This is a genomic window from Streptosporangium sp. NPDC000095 (assembly GCF_042899335.1).
In the GTDB taxonomy this organism is placed as follows: Bacteria; Actinomycetota; Actinomycetes; order Streptosporangiales; family Streptosporangiaceae; genus Streptosporangium.
In genome coordinates this window covers 48,591-72,393 of sequence record NZ_JBIAZS010000002.1, presented here as the reverse complement: position 1 = coordinate 72,393, position 23,803 = coordinate 48,591, and the positions used below count along the sequence as shown (strand labels likewise).

At 71.2% G+C, this 23,803-nt stretch carries 24 protein-coding genes; 10 read left to right on the top strand and 14 right to left on the bottom strand.

All coding sequences use genetic code 11. The annotated features are described in order from the left end of the window. Positions 1-369: 369 nt before the first annotated feature. Positions 370-933, top strand: coding sequence for a phospholipase (locus tag ACFY3V_RS05665; protein WP_389770392.1), 564 nt, complete (start codon positions 370-372; stop codon positions 931-933). Between the two features lie 104 nt (positions 934-1,037). On the opposite strand, the gene ACFY3V_RS05660 is transcribed toward ACFY3V_RS05665, so the two are convergent. Further along, the gene (locus ACFY3V_RS05660) at positions 1,038-2,219 is read right to left on the bottom strand and encodes an acyl-CoA dehydrogenase family protein (RefSeq protein ID WP_389770389.1); all 1,182 of its coding nucleotides are present in this window, start codon (positions 2,217-2,219) and stop codon (positions 1,038-1,040) included. 68 nt (positions 2,220-2,287) lie between these two features. Between ACFY3V_RS05660 and ACFY3V_RS05655 the strand changes: the two genes are divergently transcribed. Next, positions 2,288-2,884 carry a TetR/AcrR family transcriptional regulator gene (locus ACFY3V_RS05655; protein WP_389770386.1) on the top strand — a complete coding sequence of 199 codons (597 nt, stop codon included), beginning with the start codon at positions 2,288-2,290 and terminating at the stop codon, positions 2,882-2,884. Between the two features lie 51 nt (positions 2,885-2,935). Here ACFY3V_RS05655 and ACFY3V_RS05650 read toward each other — a convergent pair whose 3' ends face one another. Further along, on the bottom strand, positions 2,936-3,775 hold the full coding sequence (locus ACFY3V_RS05650) for a class I SAM-dependent methyltransferase (RefSeq protein WP_389770383.1): 840 nt from the start codon (positions 3,773-3,775) through the stop codon (positions 2,936-2,938). A 162-nt stretch (positions 3,776-3,937) separates the two neighbouring features. Between ACFY3V_RS05650 and ACFY3V_RS05645 the strand changes: the two genes are divergently transcribed. From ACFY3V_RS05645 to ACFY3V_RS05630, 4 genes are all read left to right on the top strand, one after another. Then, positions 3,938-4,615 (top strand): helix-turn-helix domain-containing protein, encoded by a 678-nt coding sequence (locus tag ACFY3V_RS05645; protein WP_350942925.1) that lies wholly within the window; start codon positions 3,938-3,940, stop codon positions 4,613-4,615. A 104-nt stretch (positions 4,616-4,719) separates the two neighbouring features. Then, positions 4,720-5,457 (top strand): GntR family transcriptional regulator, encoded by a 738-nt coding sequence (locus ACFY3V_RS05640; RefSeq protein WP_362896537.1) that lies wholly within the window; start codon positions 4,720-4,722, stop codon positions 5,455-5,457. Positions 5,458-5,587: 130 nt separating this feature from the next. Beyond that, positions 5,588-6,766 carry a CaiB/BaiF CoA-transferase family protein gene (locus tag ACFY3V_RS05635; protein WP_350942927.1) on the top strand — a complete coding sequence of 393 codons (1,179 nt, stop codon included), beginning with the start codon at positions 5,588-5,590 and terminating at the stop codon, positions 6,764-6,766. A 170-nt stretch (positions 6,767-6,936) separates the two neighbouring features. Beyond that, entirely contained in the window at positions 6,937-8,085 is a 1,149-nt protein-coding gene (locus ACFY3V_RS05630) for an acetyl-CoA C-acetyltransferase (RefSeq protein WP_389770378.1), read from the top strand. Positions 8,086-8,151: 66 nt separating this feature from the next. Here ACFY3V_RS05630 and ACFY3V_RS05625 read toward each other — a convergent pair whose 3' ends face one another. From ACFY3V_RS05625 to ACFY3V_RS05585, 9 genes are all read right to left on the bottom strand, one after another. Further along, positions 8,152-8,847 (bottom strand): ABC transporter ATP-binding protein, encoded by a 696-nt coding sequence (locus tag ACFY3V_RS05625; RefSeq protein WP_350942931.1) that lies wholly within the window; start codon positions 8,845-8,847, stop codon positions 8,152-8,154. Further along, positions 8,834-9,631, bottom strand: coding sequence for an ABC transporter ATP-binding protein (locus ACFY3V_RS05620; protein WP_350942932.1), 798 nt, complete (start codon positions 9,629-9,631; stop codon positions 8,834-8,836). The genes ACFY3V_RS05625 and ACFY3V_RS05620 overlap by 14 nt, the downstream gene beginning before the upstream one ends. Further along, complete coding sequence (locus ACFY3V_RS05615; protein ID WP_350942933.1) at positions 9,628-10,536, bottom strand: branched-chain amino acid ABC transporter permease; 909 nt, start codon at positions 10,534-10,536, stop codon at positions 9,628-9,630. The genes ACFY3V_RS05620 and ACFY3V_RS05615 overlap by 4 nt, the downstream gene beginning before the upstream one ends. Further along, a complete protein-coding gene (locus ACFY3V_RS05610; RefSeq protein WP_350942934.1) occupies positions 10,529-11,380 on the bottom strand; it encodes a branched-chain amino acid ABC transporter permease in 852 nt (283 codons plus the stop codon). Before ACFY3V_RS05610 ends, ACFY3V_RS05615 begins: the two co-directional genes overlap by 8 nt. A 189-nt stretch (positions 11,381-11,569) precedes the next feature. Next, the gene (locus ACFY3V_RS05605) at positions 11,570-12,070 is read right to left on the bottom strand and encodes a VOC family protein (protein ID WP_362896530.1); all 501 of its coding nucleotides are present in this window, start codon (positions 12,068-12,070) and stop codon (positions 11,570-11,572) included. 169 nt (positions 12,071-12,239) lie between these two features. Beyond that, positions 12,240-13,424: an ABC transporter substrate-binding protein gene (locus tag ACFY3V_RS05600; protein ID WP_350942937.1), complete on the bottom strand. Its 1,185-nt coding sequence runs from the start codon at positions 13,422-13,424 to the stop codon at positions 12,240-12,242. Positions 13,425-13,780: 356 nt separating this feature from the next. Then, on the bottom strand, positions 13,781-14,770 hold the full coding sequence (locus ACFY3V_RS05595) for an aldo/keto reductase (protein WP_389770371.1): 990 nt from the start codon (positions 14,768-14,770) through the stop codon (positions 13,781-13,783). A gap of 40 nt (positions 14,771-14,810) precedes the next feature. Then, complete coding sequence (locus ACFY3V_RS05590) at positions 14,811-15,284, bottom strand: MaoC/PaaZ C-terminal domain-containing protein (protein WP_362896527.1); 474 nt, start codon at positions 15,282-15,284, stop codon at positions 14,811-14,813. Beyond that, positions 15,281-15,751, bottom strand: coding sequence for a MaoC family dehydratase N-terminal domain-containing protein (locus ACFY3V_RS05585; protein WP_350942942.1), 471 nt, complete (start codon positions 15,749-15,751; stop codon positions 15,281-15,283). Before ACFY3V_RS05585 ends, ACFY3V_RS05590 begins: the two co-directional genes overlap by 4 nt. 154 nt (positions 15,752-15,905) lie before the next feature. On the opposite strand from ACFY3V_RS05585, the gene ACFY3V_RS05580 reads away from it, so the two are divergent. Next, on the top strand, positions 15,906-16,850 hold the full coding sequence (locus tag ACFY3V_RS05580; RefSeq protein WP_389770366.1) for an LLM class flavin-dependent oxidoreductase: 945 nt from the start codon (positions 15,906-15,908) through the stop codon (positions 16,848-16,850). A 226-nt stretch (positions 16,851-17,076) separates the two neighbouring features. Here the strand turns inward: ACFY3V_RS05580 and ACFY3V_RS05575 are convergent, their stop codons facing one another. Then, positions 17,077-17,529: a TIGR03618 family F420-dependent PPOX class oxidoreductase gene (locus tag ACFY3V_RS05575; RefSeq protein WP_362896521.1), complete on the bottom strand. Its 453-nt coding sequence runs from the start codon at positions 17,527-17,529 to the stop codon at positions 17,077-17,079. 141 nt (positions 17,530-17,670) lie between these two features. Between ACFY3V_RS05575 and ACFY3V_RS05570 the strand changes: the two genes are divergently transcribed. The 3 genes from ACFY3V_RS05570 to ACFY3V_RS05560 are packed head-to-tail and all read left to right on the top strand — an operon-like array spanning position 17,671 to position 20,568. Next, a complete protein-coding gene (locus ACFY3V_RS05570; protein WP_389770361.1) occupies positions 17,671-18,684 on the top strand; it encodes an alpha/beta hydrolase in 1,014 nt (337 codons plus the stop codon). 44 nt (positions 18,685-18,728) lie between these two features. Continuing rightward, complete coding sequence (locus ACFY3V_RS05565) at positions 18,729-19,577, top strand: SDR family NAD(P)-dependent oxidoreductase (protein ID WP_389770359.1); 849 nt, start codon at positions 18,729-18,731, stop codon at positions 19,575-19,577. Positions 19,578-19,629: 52 nt separating this feature from the next. After that, on the top strand, positions 19,630-20,568 hold the full coding sequence (locus ACFY3V_RS05560) for an NAD(P)-dependent oxidoreductase (RefSeq protein WP_350942950.1): 939 nt from the start codon (positions 19,630-19,632) through the stop codon (positions 20,566-20,568). A gap of 252 nt (positions 20,569-20,820) precedes the next feature. Here the strand turns inward: ACFY3V_RS05560 and ACFY3V_RS05555 are convergent, their stop codons facing one another. Together ACFY3V_RS05555 and ACFY3V_RS05550 are read right to left on the bottom strand one after the other, a co-directional pair. Beyond that, positions 20,821-22,779: an AMP-binding protein gene (locus ACFY3V_RS05555; RefSeq protein ID WP_362896514.1), complete on the bottom strand. Its 1,959-nt coding sequence runs from the start codon at positions 22,777-22,779 to the stop codon at positions 20,821-20,823. Further along, complete coding sequence (locus ACFY3V_RS05550) at positions 22,776-23,753, bottom strand: cyclase family protein (protein WP_389770353.1); 978 nt, start codon at positions 23,751-23,753, stop codon at positions 22,776-22,778. Before ACFY3V_RS05550 ends, ACFY3V_RS05555 begins: the two co-directional genes overlap by 4 nt. Positions 23,754-23,803: the final 50 nt, after the last annotated feature.

The window sequence follows — 23,803 nt, the reverse complement described above, 5'->3', positions numbered from 1 at the left end:
CACACGCTCGCTCACTTGGTTCAGCTATCGGCGATCATCCGTGACGACGAGGGCCGGCCTCTCCCGGCAGGGATCGCCGGAAGCGAGGGCCACCGGAAACGGGCCGCCCGGCCGAAGAACCGGCCCTACCGGACCGATCTCGTACAGGTGGTTGTCGTCGGCCCGCCGTGGTCGGCCACGAGGGCGAGGAACTCCCCGGCACCAATCGCTCTTACTTCACGCCGTAAAAGCTGTAAAGAGCCGCCGTTAACGAATATCGGCGCAGATCTTCACGGAGATCTGTCTCGGCGTCACAGGATATTTCGCCTCATTGTTAGGCCGTGGCGGCGTCCCGCCGCGAGAGGTATCCCCCGGACAAAGGCAGAGTCCATGGTCAAGCGCGCCCTCGCAACCGTCTCCCTCTCCTTCGCCGTACTACTCGGATTAACCCTGCCCGCCTACGCGGTGACGTTGCAGCAAAAACTCGCCGCACTTTCCAATTTCAGTCAGCCTACGGCGGCGAGCGCCGCGAGCTGGGTTTCCGCCTGGCAGAACCAGGGAAGCTGGGCGGACTACAACTTCGACTGGTCGACCGACCTGTGTTCGGCCAGCCCCGACCAGCCGCTCGGCTTCGACTTCAGAATGTCGTGCCGACGCCACGACTTCGGCTACCGCAACTACAAGGCGGTGAGCCAGTTCCCGGCGAACAAGGCGCGCATCGACGACGCGTTCTACTTCGACATGAGGCAGGTCTGCGCGGGATATTCCACCATTCCCAGGGGCACCTGCAACAGCCTCGCCTGGACCTACTACCAGGCGGTCAAGGAATTCGGCACCCTCAACGTCACCCAGGCGCAGATCGAGCGGATCCGGCAGAGTGCGGAAAGGGCCACCCCGACGGGGGAGCAGGCCGCCCCGACCGGCGAGCAGGCCGCTCCGACCGCGGAGATGTGAACCATCCCGCTCCCCCGCGGCGGCGGAATCGCCGCTACCCGCTGAAAACCCACTGAAGAAGAGAAGAGCGGCGGGCCGATGGGAGACCGGCCCGCCGCTCTGCTTCAGCTCCGCTCCCCGTTGGCGGTGGTGATCGTTCCCCCGGGGTTCCCGGCGAGCGCGCGGCCGATGACCAGGCGCTGGATCTGGTTGGTGCCCTCGAAGATCTGCATGACCTTCGCCTCGCGCATGTAGCGCTCGACCGGGAAGTCACGGGTGTAGCCGTAGCCGCCGAGGACCTGAACGGCGTCGGTGGTGACCTTCATGGCGTTGTCGGTGGCGACCATCTTGGCGATGGAGGCCTCCCGGCTGAACGGGAGCCCTCGGTCCTTCAGACGCGCGGCGTGCAGCGTCGTCGCGCGGGCGCTCTGGACGGCCGCCTCCATGTCGGCGAGCAGGAACGCGAGGCCCTGGTGCTCGATGATCGGCTTGCCGAAGGTCTGCCGCTCCTTCGCGTACGCCACGGCCTGGTCGAGCGCCCCCTGGGCCAGCCCGGTGGCGACCGCCGCGATGCCCAGCCGGCCGGAGTCGAGGCCGGCCAGTGCGATCTTGAGGCCGTCGCCCTCCGCGCCGATCCTGCGCCCGGCGGGAACGCGGACGTGGTCCAGGCGTATGGTCGCGGTCGCCGATCCGGTCAGGCCCATCTTGCGCTCGGGCGGGTCGGCGCTCAGGCCCTCGGCGTCGGCGGGGACGAGGAAGCAGGAGATGCCCTTGCGGTCGTCGGAGGTCCGCGCCATCACCTGGTAGAAGTCGGCGTGCCCGCCGTGGGTCGTCCACGCCTTCGCGCCGTCGAGCACGTAGTCGTCGCCGTCCCGTACGGCGCGGGTGCTCATCGCGGCGGGATCGGAGCCCGCGTGTGCCTCGCTCAGGCTGTACGCGCCGAGCAGGTCGCCGCCGAGCATGTCCGGCAGCCACTCTCGCCGCTGTTCCTCGGTGCCGAACCTGACGAGCCCGAAGCACGACAGGGCGTGCACGCTGACGCCGACACCGACGCTCGACCAGACCGCCGCGATCTCCTCGAGCACCTGCAGGTACACCTCGTACGGCTGACCCGCGCCACCGTACTCCTCGGGGTAGGGGAGACCGAGGAGGCCGACGGCGCCGAGGGTCCTGAAGACCTCGCGAGGGAACTCCTCGTCGGCCTCGGCCTGGGCGGCCCTGGGCAGGAGTTCCTTGGCGGCGAGGTCTCGGACGAGGGTGATCAGGTCGGCGCTCTCGCTGGTGGGCATGACACGTGACGCGGGCATGTGATCCTCCAGAAACCGATATGAGTACCACGGTATCAGTTTCGGTACTCTGCCGTAGAGTCGGCCTCATGCCGATTCCGGGGAAGGCTCGCATGCGCCGCGAGGAGACGCTGGTCCAGCTTCGAGAGCTGTTCCTGAGTGAGGGATTCTCCTCGTTCGGCATCGGGGACCTGGCGGAACGGCTGAGGTGTTCGAGAACCACCCTGTACGCCGTGGCGCCGAGCAAGGAGCAGATCGTCGTCGCGGCCGTGCGCTCGTTCTTCAAGCACACGGCGGAACGCATCGAGGCCCGGGTCGCGGCCTCCGACGACCCGGCGCGACGACTGGTGATCTATCTGGAGGCCGTCGCCTCGGAGCTCCAACCTGCCTCGGCCAGGTTCTTCGCCGACGTGGCCGACTTCGGCCCGGCCAACGACGTGTATCAGGAGAACACCCGGTACGCGGCCAGGCGGGTACAGGCCCTGGTGACCGAGGGAGTGCGGGCGGGTGCGCTGCGACCGGTGCACGCGTCGTTCGTGGGGGCCGTCGCGGCCGAGATCATGGGCGCGATCCAGCGCGGGACCATCCAGTCGAGCACCGGCCTCGACGCCGCCGAGGCGTACCGGCAGCTCGCCGACCTGGTCATGACCGGCCTGACCGATCCGAAGGAGCGAACCGGGAGCTGACCGCCGACGGTCGGCTCCCGGTTCGCTCCCCACACGGAGAAGCAGAGTTCGTCAGTCGCGTTTGCGGGCGGTGAGCAGGAGATACTCCCATTCCATCACCGTTTTCTCCTCCCCCTGGAGATGGCCGCGTGCCAGTTCGGTGAGAGCCTGGTCCAGGGCGGCGACCCGGTCGGGATCCCCGGCCAGCCCTCGGTAGACGGCGATGGTCGGGCCGTAGTTGGCCTTGAAGTAGTCGACGAACGCGCCGGGGTGAGCGAACCGGTCGATCGTGACCGTCCGCCGGCGCGTGACGACGTCGGTGACCGCGTCGCCGAGCAGCGCGCGGACGTGATCCTCGTCGCCCCACAGCGGAGGGGGCTGCGCGCCGGGCGGGGGCGGGGGTGCGTACGGCTTCATCGCCGCGAACATCTGACCGATGAACCCCTGCGGCGTCCAGTTGAGCAGGCCGATCGTGCCGCCCGGGCGGCAGACCCGGATCAGCTCGCCCGCACTGGCCCGGTGGTCGGGAGAGAACATGACCCCGACACAGGACATGACCGTGTCGAACTCGTCGTCGGCGTACGGCAGGGCCTCCGCGTCGGCCTGCCGCCACTCGACCGTCGCGCCGCGCCGCGTCGCCAGGGCGCGTCCGGCCTCCAGGAGTTCCGGGGTGAGGTCGCCGGCCACCACGCTCGCCCCGGCGAGCGCGGCGGGAATGGCGGCGTTCCCCGATCCGGCGGCCACGTCCAGCACACGGTCGCCGCGTCCCACCCCGCAGGCCTCGACCAGGATCGCGCCCAGATCGGGGATGATCTCGGCGGCGACCGCGGGATAGTCACCCAGCGCCCACATGTCGCGGTGCCTGGCCTTCAGGGCACGGTCGGCCTCTAGTGGGTCGTTCTGTGGCGTCATCGCGCTGCTCCCTCGTCGTGATCCGCGGTGGACTGGAATCGACGGTAGGGAGTGCTGGATTCGCCATCCAGTACACGATCTGTACCGCCGTCCGGTGCTGTCCCCGCCGCCCTCCGTCGTCGCCCCCTGGCGTTTGTGGCGGCTGAATCTAGACTCCGAGGTATGGGCTCCTCGTATCACCAGTTCTGCCCGGTCGCCAAGGCCGTCGAACTGCTCGACGAACGATGGACGCTGCTCGTCATCCGGGAACTGGTGTGCGGGACCGAGCGTTTCAACGAACTGCGTCGCGGCCTGCCGCGCATGTCCCCCACGCTGCTTTCCCGACGGCTGCACCAGCTCACCCGCGCCGGCATCGTGGAGAGGCACGTCAAGAACAACGACGTGCGCTACGTTCTCACCCCGGCCGGCCACGAGCTGCGACCGGTGGTCGAGGCGCTCGCCGCATGGGGCATCCGCTGGATCGGTGAGCTGGGCGACGAGGACCTCGACCCGAAGCTGCTGCTGTGGGACATGCACCGCAACGTCGACCGGAGCGTCGTTCCCGACGGGCGGACGGTCATCGAGTTCCGCTTCCCGGACGTTCCGCCCAAAAGTCGGCGCTGGTGGATTGTGATCACAAGTGACGAGGTGGACGTCTGCGACACGGACCCCGGCCACGCCGTGACCGTGACGGTGACCGCCGGTGTGCGCAGCATGGTCGAGGTCTGGCGCGGCGAGCTGAGCTGGCCGGACGCGCTGCGCCTGCACGAGGTCGAGGTGCAGGGGCCGGAGGCGCTGCGCCGCGCCGTGCCCCGGTGGTTCACCCTTCCCGCGTGGGCCTCCGTGCCCCGGCCCGTCTAGCGTCCGCTCGTCGAGGCCGTGCCGCGGCCCTTCGTATCCACCTAGGATCGTCGGCGCAGGTGGGACGCCGGGAAGAAGCCCCGATCGAGGCGAGAGGTCGTGCGATGAGCGGCAGAGTGACCGGGGGCGCGAGAACGGCCCCGACGGACGGGGCGCCCCGGACCTCCGAGGCGGACCGCCCCCAGCTCAGCGACGCGGCCGCCTCCTACATCCGCAGCATGATCATGTCGGGCCGGTGGCGTCCTGGCGACTCGGTCCGGCCGGAGGCGGTGGGCCAGGCGCTGGGCATCTCCGCGACGCCGGCCCGCGAGGCGCTGCACGTGCTCCGGGTGGAGGGCTTCCTGCAGTTGCTGCCCCGGCGCGGCTTCCAGGTCGCGCCGCTCACCGGTCAGGACGTCCGCGACCTGTTCGAGGCGCACGCGCTGATCTCGGGCGAGCTCGCGGCCCGCGCCGCGGTACGGGCGACGCCGGAGGATCTGGCCGAGTTGGAAGCGCTGCACCACGAACTGCTGGCCGCGGCGCACCGCAAGGACCTGACTCTGCTTGAGGAGAGGAACCACGCCTTTCACCGGCACATCAACCTGGTGGCGGGCGCCAGAAAGATCACCTGGGTGCTCGGCCTGACCGGCCGCTACATTCCCACCCGCTTCTACTCCGCGATCGAGGGCTGGCCCGAGGCGACCCTGCACGACCACGCCGGGATCCTGGCGGGGCTGCGGGCCGGGGACGCGGAGGCCGCGCGCAGGGCGATGCACGATCACATCGTGAACTCTGGCGACCTGCTGGCCAGGCAGTTCGATCGGCAGGCCGCAGACGATGAGACCCCGTCAGGGACCTCATAGGATATTTTCTCTCCGTTCACGCCCTCGGTCATGAATCGGCTGATCAGAAGGCATACCCGAGTAAAGCCTGATCACCCTGATGCCCTAGAGTAAAACTCTATATTTTATATTGATCAACCGAGGGGGAGCCGTGCTGCCGCTGACCGGGATCACCGTCGTGACGTTGGAACACGCGGTCGCCGCGCCGTTCGCGACCCGCCAGCTCGCCGACCTCGGCGCCCGCGTGATCAAGATCGAGCGACCGGGCTCCGGCGACTTCGCCCGTCGCTACGACGAGTCGGTGCACGGCCAGTCCAGCTACTTCGTCTGGCTGAACCGCTCGAAGGAGTCGGTCACCCTGGACGTGAAGTCCCCGCACGGCAGGGAGATCCTGCACGAGCTGGTGGACCGGGCCGACGTGCTCGTCCAGAACCTCGGCCCCGGCGCCGCCGACCGGCTCGGGCTCGCCGCCGCCGCCGTCAGGGAGCGGGACCCACGCAAGATCGTGCTCGGCATCACCGGGTGGGGCGGTGACGGACCGTGGGCCGGGCGCAAGGCGTACGACCTGCTGGTCCAGTGCGAGGCCGGTCTGGTCTCGCTGACCGGGTCGGCGGACGAGCCCGCCAGGGTCGGCGTCTCGGTGGCCGACATCGCCGCCGGGATGTACGGCTTCGGCGCGGTGCTGACGGCCCTGTACCAGCGGCAGGTCACCGGGCGGGGGGCCACGCTGGAGGTGTCGCTGTTCGAGGCGCTCGCCGAGTGGATGGGGCAGCCCGCCAACTACACCGCGGGCAGCGGGCGCCAGCAGCCGCGTGCCGGTGCCCGGCACGCCACCATCGCCCCGTACGGACCGTTCACCGCCCGCGACGGGCGGACCGTGCTGCTCTCCATCCAGAACGAGGCCGAGTGGATCCGGTTCTGCGCGGTGTTCCTCAAGGATCCCGAGCTCGCGACCGACCCGCGTTTCGCCACCAACACGCTGCGGGTGGCCGACCGGGACGCGCTGGAGGCCATCGTCGACGCGCGCTTCGCCGAGCTGGACGGCGCCGACGCCGCCGAACTGCTCGACCAGGCCGGGGTCGCGAACGCCGGGGTGAACACGGTGGCCGACTTCCTGGACCACCCGGTGCTGCGCGAGCGTGACCGATGGCGGGACGTCGGCACACCCGGTGGCCCCATCCGGGCACTGTTGCCGCCGATCTCCCTGGACGGGGCCGAGCCGCGGATGGACCCGGTGCCCGAGCTGGGGCGGCACACGGCCGACGTACTGGCCGAGCTGGGCCGCTCGCCGGAGGAGATCGCCGACCTCGCCGCGCGGTCCGTCATCTGACCCTCGCCCGGCCGGGCGAGGACGAGGGCGTGACGCGGTCGACGACGCGCACGCGCGAGGGCGCGGGACGTTCGAGCAGCCGATCCGGCCGTACGGGGACAGGGGCGGGGTAACGCCGCCCGATCCGGTGGCGCACGGCCGGTTAACGTTCCGTCCGTACGGTCGGCGGCATGGCTGAAGCATTCATCATCGACGCCGTCCGCACTCCGGTGAGCAGGCGCGGCGGGCCGCTGAGCACGATCCATCCGGCAGACCTGGGAGCGCACGCCATCCGCGCGTTGATCGAGCGAGCAGGGGTGGACCCTGGGCTCGTCGACGACGTGGTGTTCGGCAACGTGGACTCGGTCGGCCCGCAGTCCTTCGACATCGCCCGCACCTGCTGGCTGGCGGCGGGCTTCCCGGCCCACGTGCCGGGGGTCACCGTCGACCGGCAGTGCGGTTCGGCGCAGCAGGCCGTGCACTTCGCCGCCCAGGCCGTGATGAGCGGCACGATGGACCTGGTCGTGGCCGGCGGCGTGCAGAACATGAGCATGGTGCCGCTGATGTCGGCGGCCGACTCCGGTAGGGCACTCGGGGTCGAGGACCCGTTCTCCACCTCCGAGGGGTGGACGAGCCGGTTCGGGAAGGGGGAGGTGAGCCAGTTCCGGGGCGCCGAGATGATGGCGACACACTGGGACATCTCGCGCGACGAAATGGAGCGGTTCGCGGTCGAGTCGCACACCCGTGCGCTGCGCGCGAACGCCGAGAGGCTGTTCGAGCCGGAGATCGCGCCGCTGGGCGGCCTGTCCGCCGACAACGGCCCGCGCGAGCCCGACTGGGAGAAGATCAGGTCGCTGCCCACCCTGCTGCCCGACGGCCGGATCACCGCCGCCTGCGCCAGCCAGATCAGCGACGGCTCGGCCGCCCTGCTGATCGCCGGGGAGCGCGCGGTGAGGCATCTGGGGCTGACGCCGCGGGCGCGCGTTCACCACATGACGGTGATGGGCGACGACCCGCTGATGATGCTCTCGGCGCCGATCCCGGCGACCAGGCGGGCACTGGAGCGGACCGGGCTCACCCCTGACGACATCGACACCGTGGAGATCAACGAGGCGTTCGCGCCGGTGGTGCTCGCCTGGCTGAAGGAGACCGGGTTCGACCCGGCGAAGGTGAACCCGGACGGTGGGGCGATCGCGCTCGGCCACCCGCTCGGGGCGACCGGCGCGCGGCTGATGACGACGATGCTCAACCGGCTGGAGCGTACGGGCGGCAGGTACGGGCTGCAGACGATGTGCGAGGGCGGCGGCCAGGCGAACGTCACGATCATCGAACGCCTGTAGAGAGAGCCCCGGTGGTCCGGGCCGGGGGAGGCCGGACCACCGGGACGTCGGAAAGACGGGAAAGCCTCAGGCCAGGTAGGTCTCCAGCAGGCTGTTCTCGTCCATGTCCTCGCTGCGCCCGGACGCCACGATGTCCCCGACCACCATCACGTACGCCCGGTCGGCCACCTCCAGCGCGAGGCCCACGTTCTGTTCCGCCACCAGCACCGCGGTGCCGGTGGCGACCACCCGGTGCAGCGCGTCCAGCACGTCGCCCACGATGCGCGGGGCGAGCCCCATCGACGGCTCGTCGATCATGAGCAACCGCGGGCGGGCCATCAGCCCGCGCGCGATCGCGAGCATCTGCTGCTCGCCGCCGGACAGCACGCCGCCGAGGGAGTCGATCCGCCGTCCCAGCACCGGGAACAGTTCGATCATCTCGTCCATCCGCTCGCCGGCCTCGGAACCGGGCAGCCGGCTGCCGCCCATGAGCAGGTTGTCCTTCACGGTGAGGGGGGACAGGATCGCCCGGCCCTCGGGCACGTGGCTGACGCCCAGCCGGGCGACCCGGTAGGCGGCGCGGCGCCCGGTCGCCCTGCCGTCGATCGTCACGGTCCCGGCCGTCGGCCGTACCAGACCGGAGATCGTGCGCAGCAGGGTCGTCTTGCCCGCGCCGTTCGGCCCGACCAGGGCCACGGCCTCGCCCGCACCGACCTCCAGGCTCACCCCGTGCAGCGCTTCGACGGCGCCGTAACGGGTGACCAGGGAATCAACGACCAGCATCCGGTGCCTCCACGGTGTCCGCTGTGCGACGTTCCTTGACGCCGAGGTAGGCCGTCTTGACCCGCTCGTCCTGCCACACCTCGTGCGGGCCGGCCTCGGTGAGCACGCTGCCCCAGTCCAGGACGACGACCCGGTGGCAGACCTCGGTGACCAGTCGCACGTTGTGGTCGACGAGCAGCACGGTCACGCCCTCGTCATTGATCATCTGGATGAGCCGTCCGATGTCGTCGGACTCGGCCCGGTTCATTCCGGCGGTCGGCTCGTCGAGCAGCAGCAGCCGAGGCTCGGTGGCCATCGCCCTGGCGATCTCGACCCGTCGCCGCATGCCGTAGGAGAGCTCGGCCACGTCCACGTCGATCACCGAGGTGAGGCCGACCCGGTCGATCAGCCGCCGCGCCACCTCGTGCTGCTCGGCCTCCTCACGCCTGCGCACCCGGCCGAGCTGCCAGCGGCGGCCCTTGAAGGACAGATGCCGGCCGATCAGCACGTTCTCCAGGACGGTGCTCTCGTCGAAGAGCTTCAGGTTCTGGTAGGTGCGGGCGATGCCCGCGGCGGCGAGCCGGTGCGGGCGCAGGTCGGCGAGATCGGACCCGGCGAGGGTGATCCGCCCGGCGGTGGGCTTCAGGTAGCCGCTGATCAGGTTGACCACCGTGGTCTTACCCGCGCCGTTGGGGCCGATCAGGCCGTAGATGGCGCCCTCTCCCACGGAGAACGAGACGTCGTTCACGGCCTTCATACCGCCGAAATGCTTGCTGACTCCGGACAACTCCAGCAGCGCGGTCATCGGCTCGCCACCTTCTCGGCAGGGTCTTGGACGGTGGGCGCGGGCTGGTCCCGTCTGCCGCGCCAGCGGCGCCGCAGGCCCCGGTAGAGCGAGCGGTCGGACAGGCCGTTCGGCGCGACCAGCAGGATCACGACGAGCAGCACGCCGTAGATGACGTCCTCCCAGTTGGAACCCGCGAAGTGCAGCGAGTCGCGCAGGATCGTGAGCCCCCAGGTGACCAGGATCGGCCCCGCCCAGTGCCCGTTGCCGCCCACCAGCACGTAGGTGAACACGATGACCAGCGTGGCGAAGCCGTACTGGTCGGGGCTGATCACCGTGGTGCGGTGCGCCTCCAGGGCACCCGCGCACCCGGCGACGGCGGCGGCCGCGGTGAAGCTCACGAACCGGACGCGGAACACGTTCACCCCCATGCCCTCCGCGGTGCGCTCGTCCAGCCGTACCGCCTTGGCGGCCCGGCCGAAGTAGGAGCGGTGGCTGAGCTCAAGCAGTACGAACGCCACCAGCAGCGCGACAACCAGGTGCTCGGTCCTGACCTCGACCGGGATGCCGGCGATGCCGTTCGGACCGTTGGTGTAGTCGTTGATCCGGATCAGCACCACGATGGCCTGGGCGAGGGCCAGGCTGCCCAGGGCCATGTAGATGCCGCGCAACCGCAGCACCGGCGGGGCGAACAGCGCGCCGATCATGCCCGCCAGCACCGTGGCGGCGAGCAGGCCGATCGCGAACGGCAGCTCGGACTTGGTCGCGATGAGGGCCGCGGTGTAGCCGCCGACCGCGGCGAACCCCATCGGGGCGAGCGACATGATGCCGACCCGGAACGTGATGTGCACGCTGATCACGAGCAGGGTGAGGATGAGCGCGGTGTCCAGCCGGAACAGCTGGAGCGGTTCGAGCCACTCAAACACGGGCGGCCTCCTTCTTGCCGAAGAACCCGGACGGCCGCGCGACCAGCATCGCGAGGATGACGGCGAACGCGATGATCTCCCTGAACGAGCTGGAGACGTAGGTGGTGGCGTAGACCTCGACCACGCCGAGGACGAGACCGCCGATGATCGCGCCCTTCACCGAGCCCATGCCGCCGAGGATGATCACCGCGAAGGCGATGAGCAGCAGCCCGTCGCCGGACGAGTACGACACCTGCGCCGCCGACGCGGCGACGAAGATGCCCGCCACCGCGGCGAGCGCGCCGGCGACGAAGAAACAGATCGAGAAGACGAGCTGGCTGTTCACACCGAGCAGCTCGGCGGTCTCCCGGTCGTGGGCCACCGCGCGGACGGACCGGCCGGACTTGGTCCGGTTCAGCCAGTACGCGAGGCCCACCATCGCCACCACCGCGATCACGAACATGACCACCTGGAGCCGGGGCACGTTCTGGCCGGCGAACTCGAAGGCGCCGACCGGGAAACCCTGCCGGGGGAACGCCTCGGTCTGCGCGTCGGTGTAGGTGCGCAGCACCGTGGTGAGCACCAGCGAGACGCCGATCGTCGCGACCACGAAGGAGAACTCCGGTGCCTTGCGACCGCGCAGCGGTGCGAGGACGACCAGGTCGATCAGCACCGACAGCACACCGGCCGCCACCATGCCCACCAGGATCGCGACCGGTACGGGGACGCCCAGGCGCAGCGAGGCCAGGGCGGCGAAGGTGCCCCAGGTCAGGATCTGCGCATGGGCGAAGTTGAGGAGGTTGAGAACACCCCAGACCAGGGTGACGCCCACGCCCAACAGGGCGTAGGTACTCCCCAAGGCCAAGCCGTTAATGGTCTGTTGCACACCGTCCTCCGTTCCCTCTCGTGGCCCCGGCCCTGGCTGTCCGCGGTGTGACGAGATCGGGGCCAGCGTTGCGTTTCCTCGTTAACACCGGCGTTACGTGAGCGGGAGAGCCCGGCGGGGGTATGGTCGCGGCCGTTATCGGTGTCCCGCGCGGGGCGGCGGCGCCGGTCATCCGCGCCCGCTCCCGGCCGGGGGTGCGGAGGGGCCGGAGAACTCCATCAGGTTCAGCAGCGTCCCGTCGGGGTCGAGGATGGTGACCACGCGCCGCTCGCGGCCCGGCATGGGGACGAGCGTGACCGGCCCGCCGACCACGGGGATGCCGTGCTCGGTGATCCAGGCCATCGTGGTGTCCATGTCCTCGACCCGCAGCCCCAGGCGGGCGAGCCCCGCGTCCTTGGCCGTGCGCGGCGCCGGTGCGCCGCCGTCGTCGGTGAAGTGCAGCAGGTCCAGATAGGTGTCGGTGTCCCGGGAGCTCCAGCTGAGCAGGGCCGCCTTGCAGCGGACCGGCCCGGTGACGTCCAGGATCGTACGGAAGTCGTCTCCGGCGTCGAACTCGAACGGCTGCCCGAGGACCCGGGCGCCGAGCAGGCGGGTGTAGAAGTCGAGCGACCGGTCGAAGTCGCTGCAGACCACGTTGGCGTGGACGAGGTGGTCGATTTTGAAGGTCATCGCGAGGTTTCCTCCGGGATGGGCGGCAGGGGCGATGGGCGGCGGGGGTGACGGGTGGTGGGGGCACCCGCCGACGACGACGCCCCGGCACACCGTGGTGCGGCGTGCCGGGGCGGCGGGTCGGTCTGGGCGGTCGGGTCGGTCTGGGCGTCAGGGCGGGTGGCGCGGGTCAGGCCTTGCAGCCGGGGGACTTCTGCTCGTCGAACAGGGTGATCTTGCTGTCCACGATCTGGAGCTTGGTGCCCTTGACGTCGGCGGCCCGGTTCTGGGTGAAGCCGATCTTGCCGAACGGGGTGTCGAGGTCGCTCAGGGCCGCCAGCGCGTCCCGGACGGCCTTCTTGTCGTTGCTGCCGGCGTTCTTGAAGGCGTGCGCCATCGACCACAGCGACGCGTAACCGGCCGCCTCGAAGACGGTGGCGGAGCGCTGCGCGCCGTTCTGCTTCCAGTAATCCAGGAAGTGGCTGTTGTTGCCCTCACTGCTCTGGCCGTTCCAGGCCGTCACGTACACGAAGCACTGCATGGCCTCGCCGGCCTGCTCCATGGTGGCGTCGCTGACGTCCGGCGCCATGAACACCTGCTTGTCGAAGCCGATCTCGTCGAGCTGCAGGTAGATCGTGCTCATCATGCCGGGCAGCGGCATGGTGACCAGCACGTCGGGGTTCAGCTGCTTGAGCTTGGTCAGCTGGGCGCGCACGTCGGTGTCGGTGCCGACGAAGGTCTCGGTGCCCAAGGTCTGGAGACCGGCCTGCTCCAGTGCCTCCTGGCGCTTGCCGATGACGTTCTTGGCCGCCTCGGAGTCGCTCTGGTACAGGTACGCCGCGGTCTTGAGGTCGCCGAACGCGGCGGCGAACTCCTTGTCGGCCGGGGGCATCACGTTGGCCATGTCGGGATAGAGACGGAACATGTAGTCGCCGATCTCGGTGACGCCGCCCGAGGAGAGGCCGACCGCCATGGTCGGGATGCCGTTCTGCTGCAGTTGCGGTCCCGCGGCGAGGAACGACGGGGTGAGGGTGAAGCCGACGACCGCGTCGACCTGGTCGGAGGCGAGCTTGAGCACCGCCTGCACGGCCTCCTGCTTGTCCGCCTTCGTGTCGATCTCCACCAGCTCGATCTTCGAGCTGCCCAGGAAACCGGTGTCGTTGATCTCCTTGGTCGCGAGTCGTACGCCGTCGCGCTCGCTGGTCCCCACACCGGCGATGCCCGCGGCGCCGCTGACGTCCAGCGGAACACCGATCTTGATGGTGGCGGGCAGGCCGCCCGACTGCGCGGTGCTTCCCTCGTCACCGCCGGAGCCGCACGCCGTCGCCAGCATGGCTATCCCGAGAACAGCTATTCCGAGTTTGCTCTTTCGCATGTGAACCTCTCATATCGCCGGCTCCGCTGCGGGGAGCCACCTGGGACGTGACGGCGAAGCGCCGGCAGGACCAGATACTGCGGAGGTCTCGTTAACGTGCGCGTTACGTTGGGCGGGCGGAGTCACGGGGTCACAGACGGCAACGGTCGAATCAGGACAGACCTGGCCGATTCGCGGACGGCGACGGCCGATTTACGGCGAACTCGGGGACGGCAACCGGCGATTCAGGACGGACCTGGCCGATTCGCGAACGGTTCAGGACGGACCTGGCCGATTCGCGAACGGCAACGGTCGATTAGGGACGGACCTGGCCGATTCGCGGACGGCAGTGGTCGAATCAGGGCGGATCGGCCGATTCACCGACCCAGCAGGTTCTCGGTGGGCCGGTCGGCGGCCGACAGGATCTCCGCCACCCGGGCGAGCACCTCCTCGTCGAGCTCCACCGCGAGGCCGCTCAGCCCGTCCGCCACCTCGGACGCGTTGCGGCAGCCGAACAGCGCGATGTCCGAGTACGGCTCCCGCACGGTCAGGGCGAGGGTGAACGCGGCCAGCGAGAGGCCCAGCGACCCGGCCAGCTCCCGCAGCCGCCCGGCGATCGCGACGTTGGCGGCGAAGGCGTCCCCGGCGAAGAACACGTTGCCCGACGTCCCCGAGCGGCCCTCGCGTCGGCTGCGGCCGCGCCAGTCCTCCGGCTCGAACTCGTGGTCGGGGCGGAAGTTCTCCGACAGCAGACCGTGCACGTACGAGCCGTAGGTGACGCGCAGCCCGCCGCGCGCCCCGGCGTCCGACAGCTCGGTCAGGTAGCGGTGGTCGAGCAGGCTGAAGCTGTACTCGACCGCGGACGGGATGCCGGTGGCGAGGGCCCGCCGGCTCGCCTCGGCGCCGAAGTTGCAGAAGCCGACGTCGCGGACGAGGCCCTCGTCCTTGAGCCGCTGCAGGTTCTCCATCTGCTGCTCGGGGGTGAGCGCCGGGTCGAACTGGTGCAGCAGGTACACATCGACCTGGTCGGTGCGCAGCCGGGTCAGCGACTCGTCCATGAACCGGCGCAGCGCGTCGTAGGAGGAGTCGCAGACCAGGGTGAGCAGGTTCGTCGGGTCGCTGTAGCGCACGCCTCCCTTGGTGCACAGCCGGACCTCCTCGCGCCGGCCCTCCAGCATCTCGCCGACGATCGCCTCCGACCGGCCGGAACCGTAGAAGTGCGCGGTGTCGAAGAACCGCACCCCGGCCGTGTACGCGGCGTCGACGGCGCCCCGGGCGGACTCCTCGTCCACCGCGCCGTACCCCTGCGCGATCATCGTGCCGCTTCCGAAGCCGACGCGGCCGATCAGTTCGTTCCCATCAGGCATGACGTTTCCTCTCCTTCGTCGGCGCGCGGTGCGGCGGCCGTCACTTGTCCTCGGAGCCGGCGCCACCGGCGGATGTGCGTACCACGGCGGTGCCCGTCATCACGACCGCGCCGTGCTGGTCGGTCACGGCAAGCGTGACCGTGGCCGTTCCCGCCGAGCCGTCCACCGACTCGACCTCGGCCCGCGCGGTCAGTGTCGCGCCGGGGAAGACCGGGGTGCGGAACCGTGCCTCGTACCGGAGCGGCGACTCGGGACCGAACCACTCGGTGATCACCCGGCCGGCCATCCCCATCGTGAGCATGCCGTGCGCGAACACCGACGGGTAACCGGCGGCCTCCACCGCGAACCGCTCGTCGGTGTGCACCGGGTTGAAGTCGCCGGACGCGCCCGCGTACTGGACGATCCTGGTCCGGGTGAGGTCCCTGACCAGCGTCAGCTCCCTGGTCTGGCCCACCGCGACGTCCAGCGTGAGGTCCACCGCGCTGTTCGCGGCGGCGGGGGGGACGGCGCTCATTCGCCCGCTCCGACCGGACGGGCGGTCCGCACCGTCACCAGGGTCGAGGTGACGACCGGTTCGCCGTTCTGGTCGCGGTACTCGGTGACCCGCTCGGCGAAGGTGAGCGCACCGCCGCGCCGGCCCTCCTTGGTCCAGGTACGGCCGGGGCGGTCCACCGCGCTCAGCACGTCGCCCTCGCGCACAGGCCGGTGATACTCGAACCGCTGCTCGGCGTGCAGGCCGAGGTCGGCCGACTCGGGGCCGCCGGTCCCCGACGGCGTGCTCCCCGACCCGACCCACGGCTCGCCCGGCTTCGGGCGGACCGCGCTGTCGGGGTCGTAGTGGTCGGCCGCCCAGACGAAGGTCGGCGGGGCGATCGCGGGAGTACCGGTCATCGCGCCGTGGTAGGCGGGGTCGAGGTCGCCTATGGCCCGCGCGAACATCATGATGTGGCCCCCCTCGACCGGGAACCGTTCGACTGCCATGCTTGTCCCTCCTGCTCGGTGATTGTGATCTTTGTCTGCCGCCGTTCACCCCGAAGTTACGGACGCGGTTCGTAACGTCGGGGGTAACGTGCGCCCGGACACGCTGGCCGCCACCGTTTCGCGACGGCGAGACGCCGTCGCCGAGGAGGCACGAGTGTCCGCCGTTGCACGACCGCGGATCGGGCTCAACCTGCCGCTGCGCTTCGCCGCCGGCACCGCCCCCAAGGAGATCGCGACCTGGCTGCGCGAGGCCGACGCCTCGCCGGTCGACGCGCTGTGGACCCTGGACCAGCTCGCGGGCCGGACGCCGACGCCGGAGCCGGTCGGCATGCTCGGCTTCGCCGCGGCGCACACCTCACGGGTGCGGCTGGGGGTCGCGGTGCTGGTCGCCCCGGGGCGCAACCCGATCACCGCGGCCAAGGAACTGGCGAGCCTCGACCGGCTCGGCGGTGACGGCCGGTTGGTCGTCGGGGTCGGCAGCGGCGACCGCCGGCTGTTCCCCTCGCTGCGACTGGACGACTGGGGGCCGGGGGCGGTGCTGGACGAGTTCCTCGTCGCGGTGCGCCGGCTCTGGACCGAGGACGAGGTCGACCACGAAGGCCCGATCTGGCCCTTCACCGGGGTCGGGATCAGCCCGCGCCCGGTCGCGCCGCCCCCGCTCTGGGTCGGCGGCGGGTCGGTCCCCGCGCTGCGCCGGGCGGCGCGGCTCGGATCGGGCTGGGTCGCGGCCGGACGGCAGCCCACCGCGCGGTTCGCCGAGCTGGCCGTCCGGCTGGACGAGGTCCTCGCCGAGGAGGGGCGGGCCAGGGAGACCCTGGCCGTGGCCAAGCGGGTGTACCTGCTCGTCGAACCGCGGCGCTCCCGGGCCGAGCAGACGGTCGACGCCTGGTTCTCCGCCTTCTACGGAAGCCCCGAGCACGGCAGGGAGGCCACCGTCTACGGGGACGTCGAGTCCTGTGCCGAGCAACTGGCCGAACTGGCCGGGCTGGGTGTCACCGACCTGATCCTGCACCCGCTTGACGAGTCGGACCGGCACGGGGCCGCCGTACTCGGCGAGTTGCTGCCCGCCCTCGCGACGGCCCCGGCCCCGAGGGGCTGAGTGGCTTCGCGGTCGGGCGACCTCGGCCGCCCGAGCGGCCCTGGGGTGGGAGCGGCCCTGCGGCAGGGCGTCCCCGGTCGGCCGAGCGGTCCAGGCCGGCCGAGTGGCGCACTGGTCGCCGGGTGGCCCGCGACCGAGCGTTCCCGGTTGGCCGACCAGCCCTGAGCAGCACTGAACCGCGCTCAGCCGTCCTGAGCCGCCCTGCCGGACAGGGCCGCGGCGGGTCCTAGCGGCGCTTTGCCGTTCGGGCGAAGTCCCAGCTCGACCAGTGCTCGGGGCGGACCACGATGCCGACCCGCAGGCCCGACAGCGCCATCTTCCGGTAGTCGGGCCTGCCGGGCTCGGGGTAGTTGCGCGAGATGATCGCCTCGCCGATGCGCAGCATGGACTCGTCGTCCTCGACGAGGTCCACCCGGCCCGACACGGTCAGGCCCTTCAGCTCGGAGTAGTCGTCGCCGGACTCCACCAGGCAGGTGATCCGGGGGTCGTTCCGCAGGTTGCGCGCCTTCACCGAGCTCCGCTGGGTCCACATCACGATGTCATGGTCGATCAGGCCGAACCACATCGTGGCCAGGTGCGGCGAGCCGTCGGGGTTCAGCGTGGCCAGGTGCAGGCTCTTGCGCGTCAGCAGGTAGTCGTACAGTTCGTCCGCCTCGATCGGCAGCGGTCCCTTGCCCATGCCGGGCTCCTTTCTCCCGCCCTCACTACACCCGGTCGAGAGCACCCGGTCGCACCCGCGCACGGCGTAACGCGGCGGGTAATGGGGGGTCGCGTTACGTGGCGCCGAGTACCGGAACCATCCGAACGGGGGTCCTGCCACGTGATCGTGTCGGCAGACGACGGCATCCAGCTCAACCTCTCCGGCGGCCCCGAGGTCGACGCCGAGATCGTCCACTTCCAGAGCGACGGCCTGCGGTTGCGCGGCGTCCTGGTGACGCCGAGGGAGCGGGCCGGGGTGGTACCGGCCCTCGTCGCGAGCCACGGCTGGAGCGGCGCGGTGAACTTCCGCGTGCTGCCGCTCGCCGGGCGGCTCGCCCAGCGCGGGTACGCCGTCCTCGCCATCGACCACCGCGGTTTCGGCGACAGCGAGGGTGTCCGGCTGCGCTGCGACCCGGCCGAGCAGGTACGCGACGTCTCCGCCGCCGCGACCTACCTGGCCGGACGGCCGGAGATCGACGGCTCGGCGCTGGGCGTGATGGGCGCCAGCTTCGGCGGGGCGATCGCGGTCGCCGCCGCGGCCGCCGACGAGCGGCTGAAGGCGTGCCTCTCGCTGGTCCCGCTCGCCGACGGGCGGCGCTGGCTGGAGGAGCTGCACGGGGCGGACCTGCCCGCGCTGCTGGCGCGGCTGGATCGCGACGACGCGGAGCGGGCGCGCAACGGGTCCGGAGGGGACGGCGCGGAGGGTGCGCGTACCGGGTCCGGGGAGGGTGGCGCGGAGGGTGCGCGTACCGGGGTGGGGGAGCGGGTGCCGCTGTCGGTGCTGATGCCGCTGCCGCCGAGCCCGGCCCTCGACGCCGAGGCCGCGTTCATCCAGTCGGTCTACCCCGAGGGATACCCGCTGGAGAACGTCCGGCTGGCGCTGGACTTCTCGCCGGAGAGCCTCGCACCCGCCATCGCGCCGCGCGCGCTGTGCCTGATCACCCCGGTCGACGACACGGTGATCTCCGCCGACCACTCCCGGGCCGTGTACGCACGGGCCGGGGAGCCGAAGGAGCTGCACCTGCCGCCGGAGGGCGGCCACGGCGGGCCGATGGGACCGCTGACGGACACCACCGCCGAGATCGCCGGGGCCTTCCTGGACAAGCACCTGCGCCCGTCGGGCGGTGCGTCGTGACCGGCCCCATGGCAGACTCCGCGACCGGCCCTGTGACCGGCCCTGTGACCGGCCCTGTGACCGGCACCGCGACCGGCACCGCGACCGGCACCGCGACCGGCCCAGCGACCGGCCCTGTGACCGGCGCCGTGAGCGGGCGGCTGGACGGTCGTACGGCCGTGGTCACCGGCGGCGGCTCGGGCATCGGGCGCGCCACGGTCGAGCGCTTCTTCGCCGAGGGCGCCTCGGTGGTGCTCGCCGACCTCGCCGAGTCTGCCGCCGCCGTCGCCGCCGAGATCGACCCCTCGGGAGAGCGGGTGGTGTTCCAGCGCGCCGACGTCGGCAGCGCCGAGCAGGTGGAGGCCGTCTTCACGGCGGCCGTGGACCGTTTCGGCCGGTGCGACATCGCGGTGAACAACGCCGGCGTCATCGCCGGCGGTCCGATCGACGCCGACGGCGCGGACGAGGACTTCGAGCGCCTGTGGCGGATCTGCGTGGCCGGGGTCTGGTACGGCTGCCGCGCGGCCCTTGCGACCATGCGGCCACGCGGCGGTGGCGTCATCCTGAACACGGCCTCGGCGGCGGCGCTGTGGCCCACCCCCGGCGCCCCGGCGTACGGGCTGGCCAAGGCGGCCGTGGTGCACCTGACCCGTTCGCTCGCCCTCGCGTACGGCCCCGACGGGGTGCGGGTCAACGCGGTCGTGCCGGGTCCGGCGAAGACCGCGATCTTCGCGGCGGCGGGCGCGGCGGACGACGGCCTGGAGGCGAGGTACGCGGCCAGGACGGCGCTCGGCCGGATGATCGATCCGCAGGAGGTCGCGGCGGCCTTCGCCTACCTGGCCTCGGACGACGCCCGCTCGGTCACCGGTGCCGCGCTCCAGGTCGACGCCGGATACCGCCCGAGCACCGCGTGACGCACCCTCTCCCCGCACTTCCTCAATCCCTTGAAAGTCAGGAGTAATCACGATGACCTATCTGGTCACCGGCGCGACCGGGTTCATCGGCTCGTACGTCGTCGACCGGCTGCTGCGCGACGGCCACCGGGTCGTCGCGCTCGACCGGCGGCCCGAGTGGGCGGCCGAGCCGTCCGGCGCCCCGGACGCGCTCACCTTCGTCGAGGGGGACGTCACCGACTTCGCGCTCGTCGCCGACCTGGTCAGCACGCACCGGGCGGACCGGATCATCCACCTCGCCGCCGAGTTGCACGACCGGTCGGCGGCGCAGCGCGGGCAGTGCATCCAGTCGAACATCGTCGGCACCTACAACGTGCTGGAGGCGGCCAGGCTGCTCGGCGTGGAGCGCACGGTGCTGGCGAGCAGCGCCGCCCTGTTCGACCCGGCCGAGTACGGCGCGGGGGAGCCGATCACCGAGGACGCCAGGATCCACGCCGGCGACGTGTACGAGGGCAGCAAGGTCTTCGGCGAGACGATGGGCGAGTACTACCGGAGCTCGCTGGGCGTGATGAACACCTCGATCAGGATCGGCCTGGCCTACGGCGCCGCCTGCCTGATCGGCACCGCCCGCCGACTGATCGACGAGCTGGTCACCAAGCCGCTGGCCGGTGAGACGGGCCGGCCCGCGTTCCACTCCGGGTCGATGATGAACATGGTGTACATCCACGACACGGCCGACGCGTTCGTCCGGGCGAGCCAGGGGCCCGAGCCTCTGCACAACGCCTACCACGTGCGCGGCGACTACCGCAGCGTCGGGGAGATGGCGGAGATCGCGCGCGGGTTGATCCCCGGCGCCAGGATCGAGCCCGCCGACGCCGACCACCGCTGGCCGATGAACTTCGACGACACGTACTTCCGGCGGGACTACGGCTACGAGACGCGCTGGCCGCTGGAGGAGGCCCTCGCCGAGATCGTGGCGGAGAAGCGCGCCCTCCTCGCCCCGGCCGGCTGACCGGCCGTGACCATGGCGCCCCGGCTGACCGGCCGGGGCGCCTTCCGGCATGACGGGCGACCGCGGGTCGCGAACGGTGCACCCGTGACCGGTCGGGGCGTTTCCGCACGCGCGACGTCGACGGCAGCGTCGTCGACGGAGTACTCGTGATCGGCCGGGCGCCTCGGCGCGATGAGCCGGATGAGCCGGATGGATCACCGCAACGCCGACGGCGCCCCCGCGAGTCGCGGGGGTGCCGTCGGCGTGCGTGGGTCAGGTGGTGCTCGCCTGCCGTGGCAGTGAGGCGAGCGGCTCCGGGCTCTCCAGCGCGGTCACGTCGCCCGGGTCGGCCCCGATGTAGACCGCCCGCGCCACCCGCCGCATCACCTTCCCGTTGCGCGTCTTCGGCAGCGCGGGCACCGCGTGCACTGCCTTGGGCCGGGTCGCCTTGCCCTCCCTCGCCACCACCGACGCCTCCAGCCTGGGCAGCACCAGGGCCGGGTCGGCGCCTTCTGCGAGTACGACGAAGCAGACCAGCGCCTCGCCCTTCAGCTCGTCGGGGACGCCGACCGCCGCCGCCTCGACCACCTCGGGGTCGTCGACGAGCAGCGACTCGATCTCGGCGGGGCCGACCCGCTTGCCCGCCAGCATGATGGTGTCGTCGGAGCGGCCCAGCAGGAACCAGTGCCCGTCGGCGTCGACGTAGGCGAAGTCGCCCTGCTGCCAGGTGCCCGGGTAGCGGCTCCAGTACGTCCGCAGATACCGCTCGGGGCCGTCCCACAAGCCCTTGGTGATGCCCGGCCACGGGCCACGCACGACCAGTTCGCCCACCTCGCCCCGGACCGAGCGCCCGTCGGGGTCGAACACGTCGGCCGCCATGCCCAGGGTGGGGCCGGAGAACCCGGCGGGTTTGATCGGCCGGTGCACCGAGCCGCTCACGATGGACGCGCCGCACTCGGTGCCGCCGCTCATGTTGACGATCGGCGTCCGCCCCTTGCCCACGTGGCGGAAGCACCACCACCACGGCTCCAGGTTCCACGGCTCGCCGGTGCTGCAGATCGCCCGCAGGTCGGGCAGGTCGTGCGCGTCCGGCCACCGGTCGCCCAGGCCGGCCAGGATCCTGACCAGGGTGGGGGAGACGCCCAGCACCGTCACCCGGTGCCGCTCGACCAGCGACCAGAGCCGGTCGGGCGTGGGGTGGTCGGCGGTGCCCTCGTACAGCACGGCGGTGGCGCCGTTGGTGAGGGCGGCGGTGATCGTGTAGACGCCCATCACCCAGCCCATGTCGGTGAGCCACAGCAGCCGGTCGCCCCTGTCCATGCCGTACCCGTGTCTCGCCTCCTGCGCGAACTTGAACGGCAGGCCGGAGTGGGTGTGCAGGCAGCCCTTGGGCCGGCCGGTGCTGCCCGAGGAGTACAGCAGGATGCACGGGGTCTCGGCGTCCAGGACCGGGGTCTCCGCGACGGGCTCGGCCGCGGCGAGCGCCTCGTCCCACCATTCGTCGCGGCCCGCGGTCATCGGGGCGTCCCGGCCCAGCCGGCGCACCACCAGCACGGTACGCAGCTCCGACAGGCCCTCGGCGGCCTCGTCGAAGGTCTCCTTCATCGGGACGAGCCTGCCCCGGCGCTCGAAGCCGTCCGCGGTGACCATCAGCTTGGCGCCGGAGTCCAGCAGCCGTTCGCGCACCGGGGTGGGGCCGAAGCCGCTGAAGAACGGTGCCACGACGGCGCCGATCTTGGCGGCGGCGAGCACGACCACCACGGCCTCGGGCACCATCGGCAGGTACAGCGCGACCACGTCGCCCACGCCGACGCCGCGCGCGGTGAACGCGCCCGCGGCCCGGTCGATGCGCTCCTTCAGTTCGCGGTAGGTGACGGTGCGGACCGAGCCGTCGTCACCCTCCCAGACGATCGCCTCGTCGTCGCCGCGGTTCTCCTCGACCCACCGGTCCACCGCGTAGTCGGCCCAGTTGAGCCCGCCGCCCTTGAAGAAGTGCGGGAACTGCGGGCCGTCCGACAGGTCGAGCACCGTGTCGTACGGTCGCCGCCAGCGCAGCACGTCGTCGGCGGCGGCGCCCCAGAACCACTCGGGGTCGGCGGCGGCGCGGGCCGCCACCTCCTCGAAGGTGGCGATTCCGTGCCTGGCCGCCATCCGTCCCAGCGGGGTGGCGGGGAAGTCGGCGGGGTCGGGCTCCCAGGCGACCGGGAGCCGGTCGAGTTCGTCGATGTTCATTTGATCGCCATCGGGTTGAGCGGCGAGCCGACCGCCTTGGTGAACGGGAGCGGCCCCGCGGCGAACATGAACTCGTACACGCCGTCGCCCGCGCAGTCCTCGGCGAGCTTCTCCAGGTCGAAGATCTCGCCGATCAGCAGTCCCGCGTTGACCAGCAGCACGATGTGCACCGGCTGGAAGATCTCCTCCAGCTCGTTCGGCCGCACCTCCATGCCCCAGGTGTCGGTCGCGACCCCGGCGATCTCGTTCCCGCAGATCCAGTGCGCCGAGTCCAGGGTGAGGCCGGGGGCGTCGCCCGCGGCGTATCCGCCCCAGGCGCCCTGTTCCCGGCACATCGCCATGTGACCGGTCCTGACCAGCACGAAGTCACCGCGACCGACGGCGACCCCCTGGGACTCGGCGCACGCGGCCAGTTCGGCGCTGTCGATCCCCTGCCCCGGCTCCAGCCAGGGCACGCCGCGGTGGCGGGGGATGTCCAGCAGCACGCCGCGCCCGACGACCTTCTCGGTCATCAGGTGGATCGCGTTCTTCTCCGCCCCGGTGCTGGAGACGTGCTCCTGCCCGTAGCCGTTGTACATCTTGCCGTCGTAGAACACGTGCGACAGCGCGTCCCACTGGGTGCCCGACTGCAGGGGCATGTAGATCGCGTCGTCGGCGTACCTCAGCCGGGCCATGTGGTCCTGGGCGCCGATGGCCGCGTCGCCGCCGTCCTGCAGCATGAAGTGCAGCGGGTTGACCCGTCCGCCCCAGCCGTTCTGGGGGCCGTTGCCGTCGTAGGGCAGCGCACAGGAGATGATCTTGCCTTGCCGGACCAGTCCCGCCGCGGCGACGACCATCTCCGGCTCGATGTGGTTGAGTGTGCCGAGCTGGTCGTCCGGGCCCCACCTGCCCCAGTTCCGGTACCGGTCGCACAGCGCGTGCACGTCGTCGAGCGTCACCTTGCGTGCGGACCCGCCGCCGGTGTCAGTGCTCATCCCGATGTCTCCTCATTCTCACGAAACCCTCACGAAACCCTCGTGAACCC

Coding starts and splice junctions, on each gene's coding strand:
- ACFY3V_RS05665 (WP_389770392.1), top strand. CDS start 370: ATGGTCAAGCGCGCCCTCGCAACCGTCTCCCTCTCCTTCGCCGTACTA.
- ACFY3V_RS05660 (WP_389770389.1), bottom strand. CDS start 2,219: ATGCCCGCGTCACGTGTCATGCCCACCAGCGAGAGCGCCGACCTGATC.
- ACFY3V_RS05655 (WP_389770386.1), top strand. CDS start 2,288: ATGCCGATTCCGGGGAAGGCTCGCATGCGCCGCGAGGAGACGCTGGTC.
- ACFY3V_RS05650 (WP_389770383.1), bottom strand. CDS start 3,775: ATGACGCCACAGAACGACCCACTAGAGGCCGACCGTGCCCTGAAGGCC.
- ACFY3V_RS05645 (WP_350942925.1), top strand. CDS start 3,938: ATGGGCTCCTCGTATCACCAGTTCTGCCCGGTCGCCAAGGCCGTCGAA.
- ACFY3V_RS05640 (WP_362896537.1), top strand. CDS start 4,720: ATGAGCGGCAGAGTGACCGGGGGCGCGAGAACGGCCCCGACGGACGGG.
- ACFY3V_RS05630 (WP_389770378.1), top strand. CDS start 6,937: ATGGCTGAAGCATTCATCATCGACGCCGTCCGCACTCCGGTGAGCAGG.
- ACFY3V_RS05625 (WP_350942931.1), bottom strand. CDS start 8,847: ATGCTGGTCGTTGATTCCCTGGTCACCCGTTACGGCGCCGTCGAAGCG.
- ACFY3V_RS05620 (WP_350942932.1), bottom strand. CDS start 9,631: ATGACCGCGCTGCTGGAGTTGTCCGGAGTCAGCAAGCATTTCGGCGGT.
- ACFY3V_RS05605 (WP_362896530.1), bottom strand. CDS start 12,070: ATGACCTTCAAAATCGACCACCTCGTCCACGCCAACGTGGTCTGCAGC.
- ACFY3V_RS05600 (WP_350942937.1), bottom strand. CDS start 13,424: ATGCGAAAGAGCAAACTCGGAATAGCTGTTCTCGGGATAGCCATGCTG.
- ACFY3V_RS05595 (WP_389770371.1), bottom strand. CDS start 14,770: ATGCCTGATGGGAACGAACTGATCGGCCGCGTCGGCTTCGGAAGCGGC.
- ACFY3V_RS05590 (WP_362896527.1), bottom strand. CDS start 15,284: ATGAGCGCCGTCCCCCCCGCCGCCGCGAACAGCGCGGTGGACCTCACG.
- ACFY3V_RS05585 (WP_350942942.1), bottom strand. CDS start 15,751: ATGGCAGTCGAACGGTTCCCGGTCGAGGGGGGCCACATCATGATGTTC.
- ACFY3V_RS05575 (WP_362896521.1), bottom strand. CDS start 17,529: ATGGGCAAGGGACCGCTGCCGATCGAGGCGGACGAACTGTACGACTAC.
- ACFY3V_RS05560 (WP_350942950.1), top strand. CDS start 19,630: ATGACCTATCTGGTCACCGGCGCGACCGGGTTCATCGGCTCGTACGTC.
- ACFY3V_RS05555 (WP_362896514.1), bottom strand. CDS start 22,779: ATGAACATCGACGAACTCGACCGGCTCCCGGTCGCCTGGGAGCCCGAC.
- ACFY3V_RS05550 (WP_389770353.1), bottom strand. CDS start 23,753: ATGAGCACTGACACCGGCGGCGGGTCCGCACGCAAGGTGACGCTCGAC.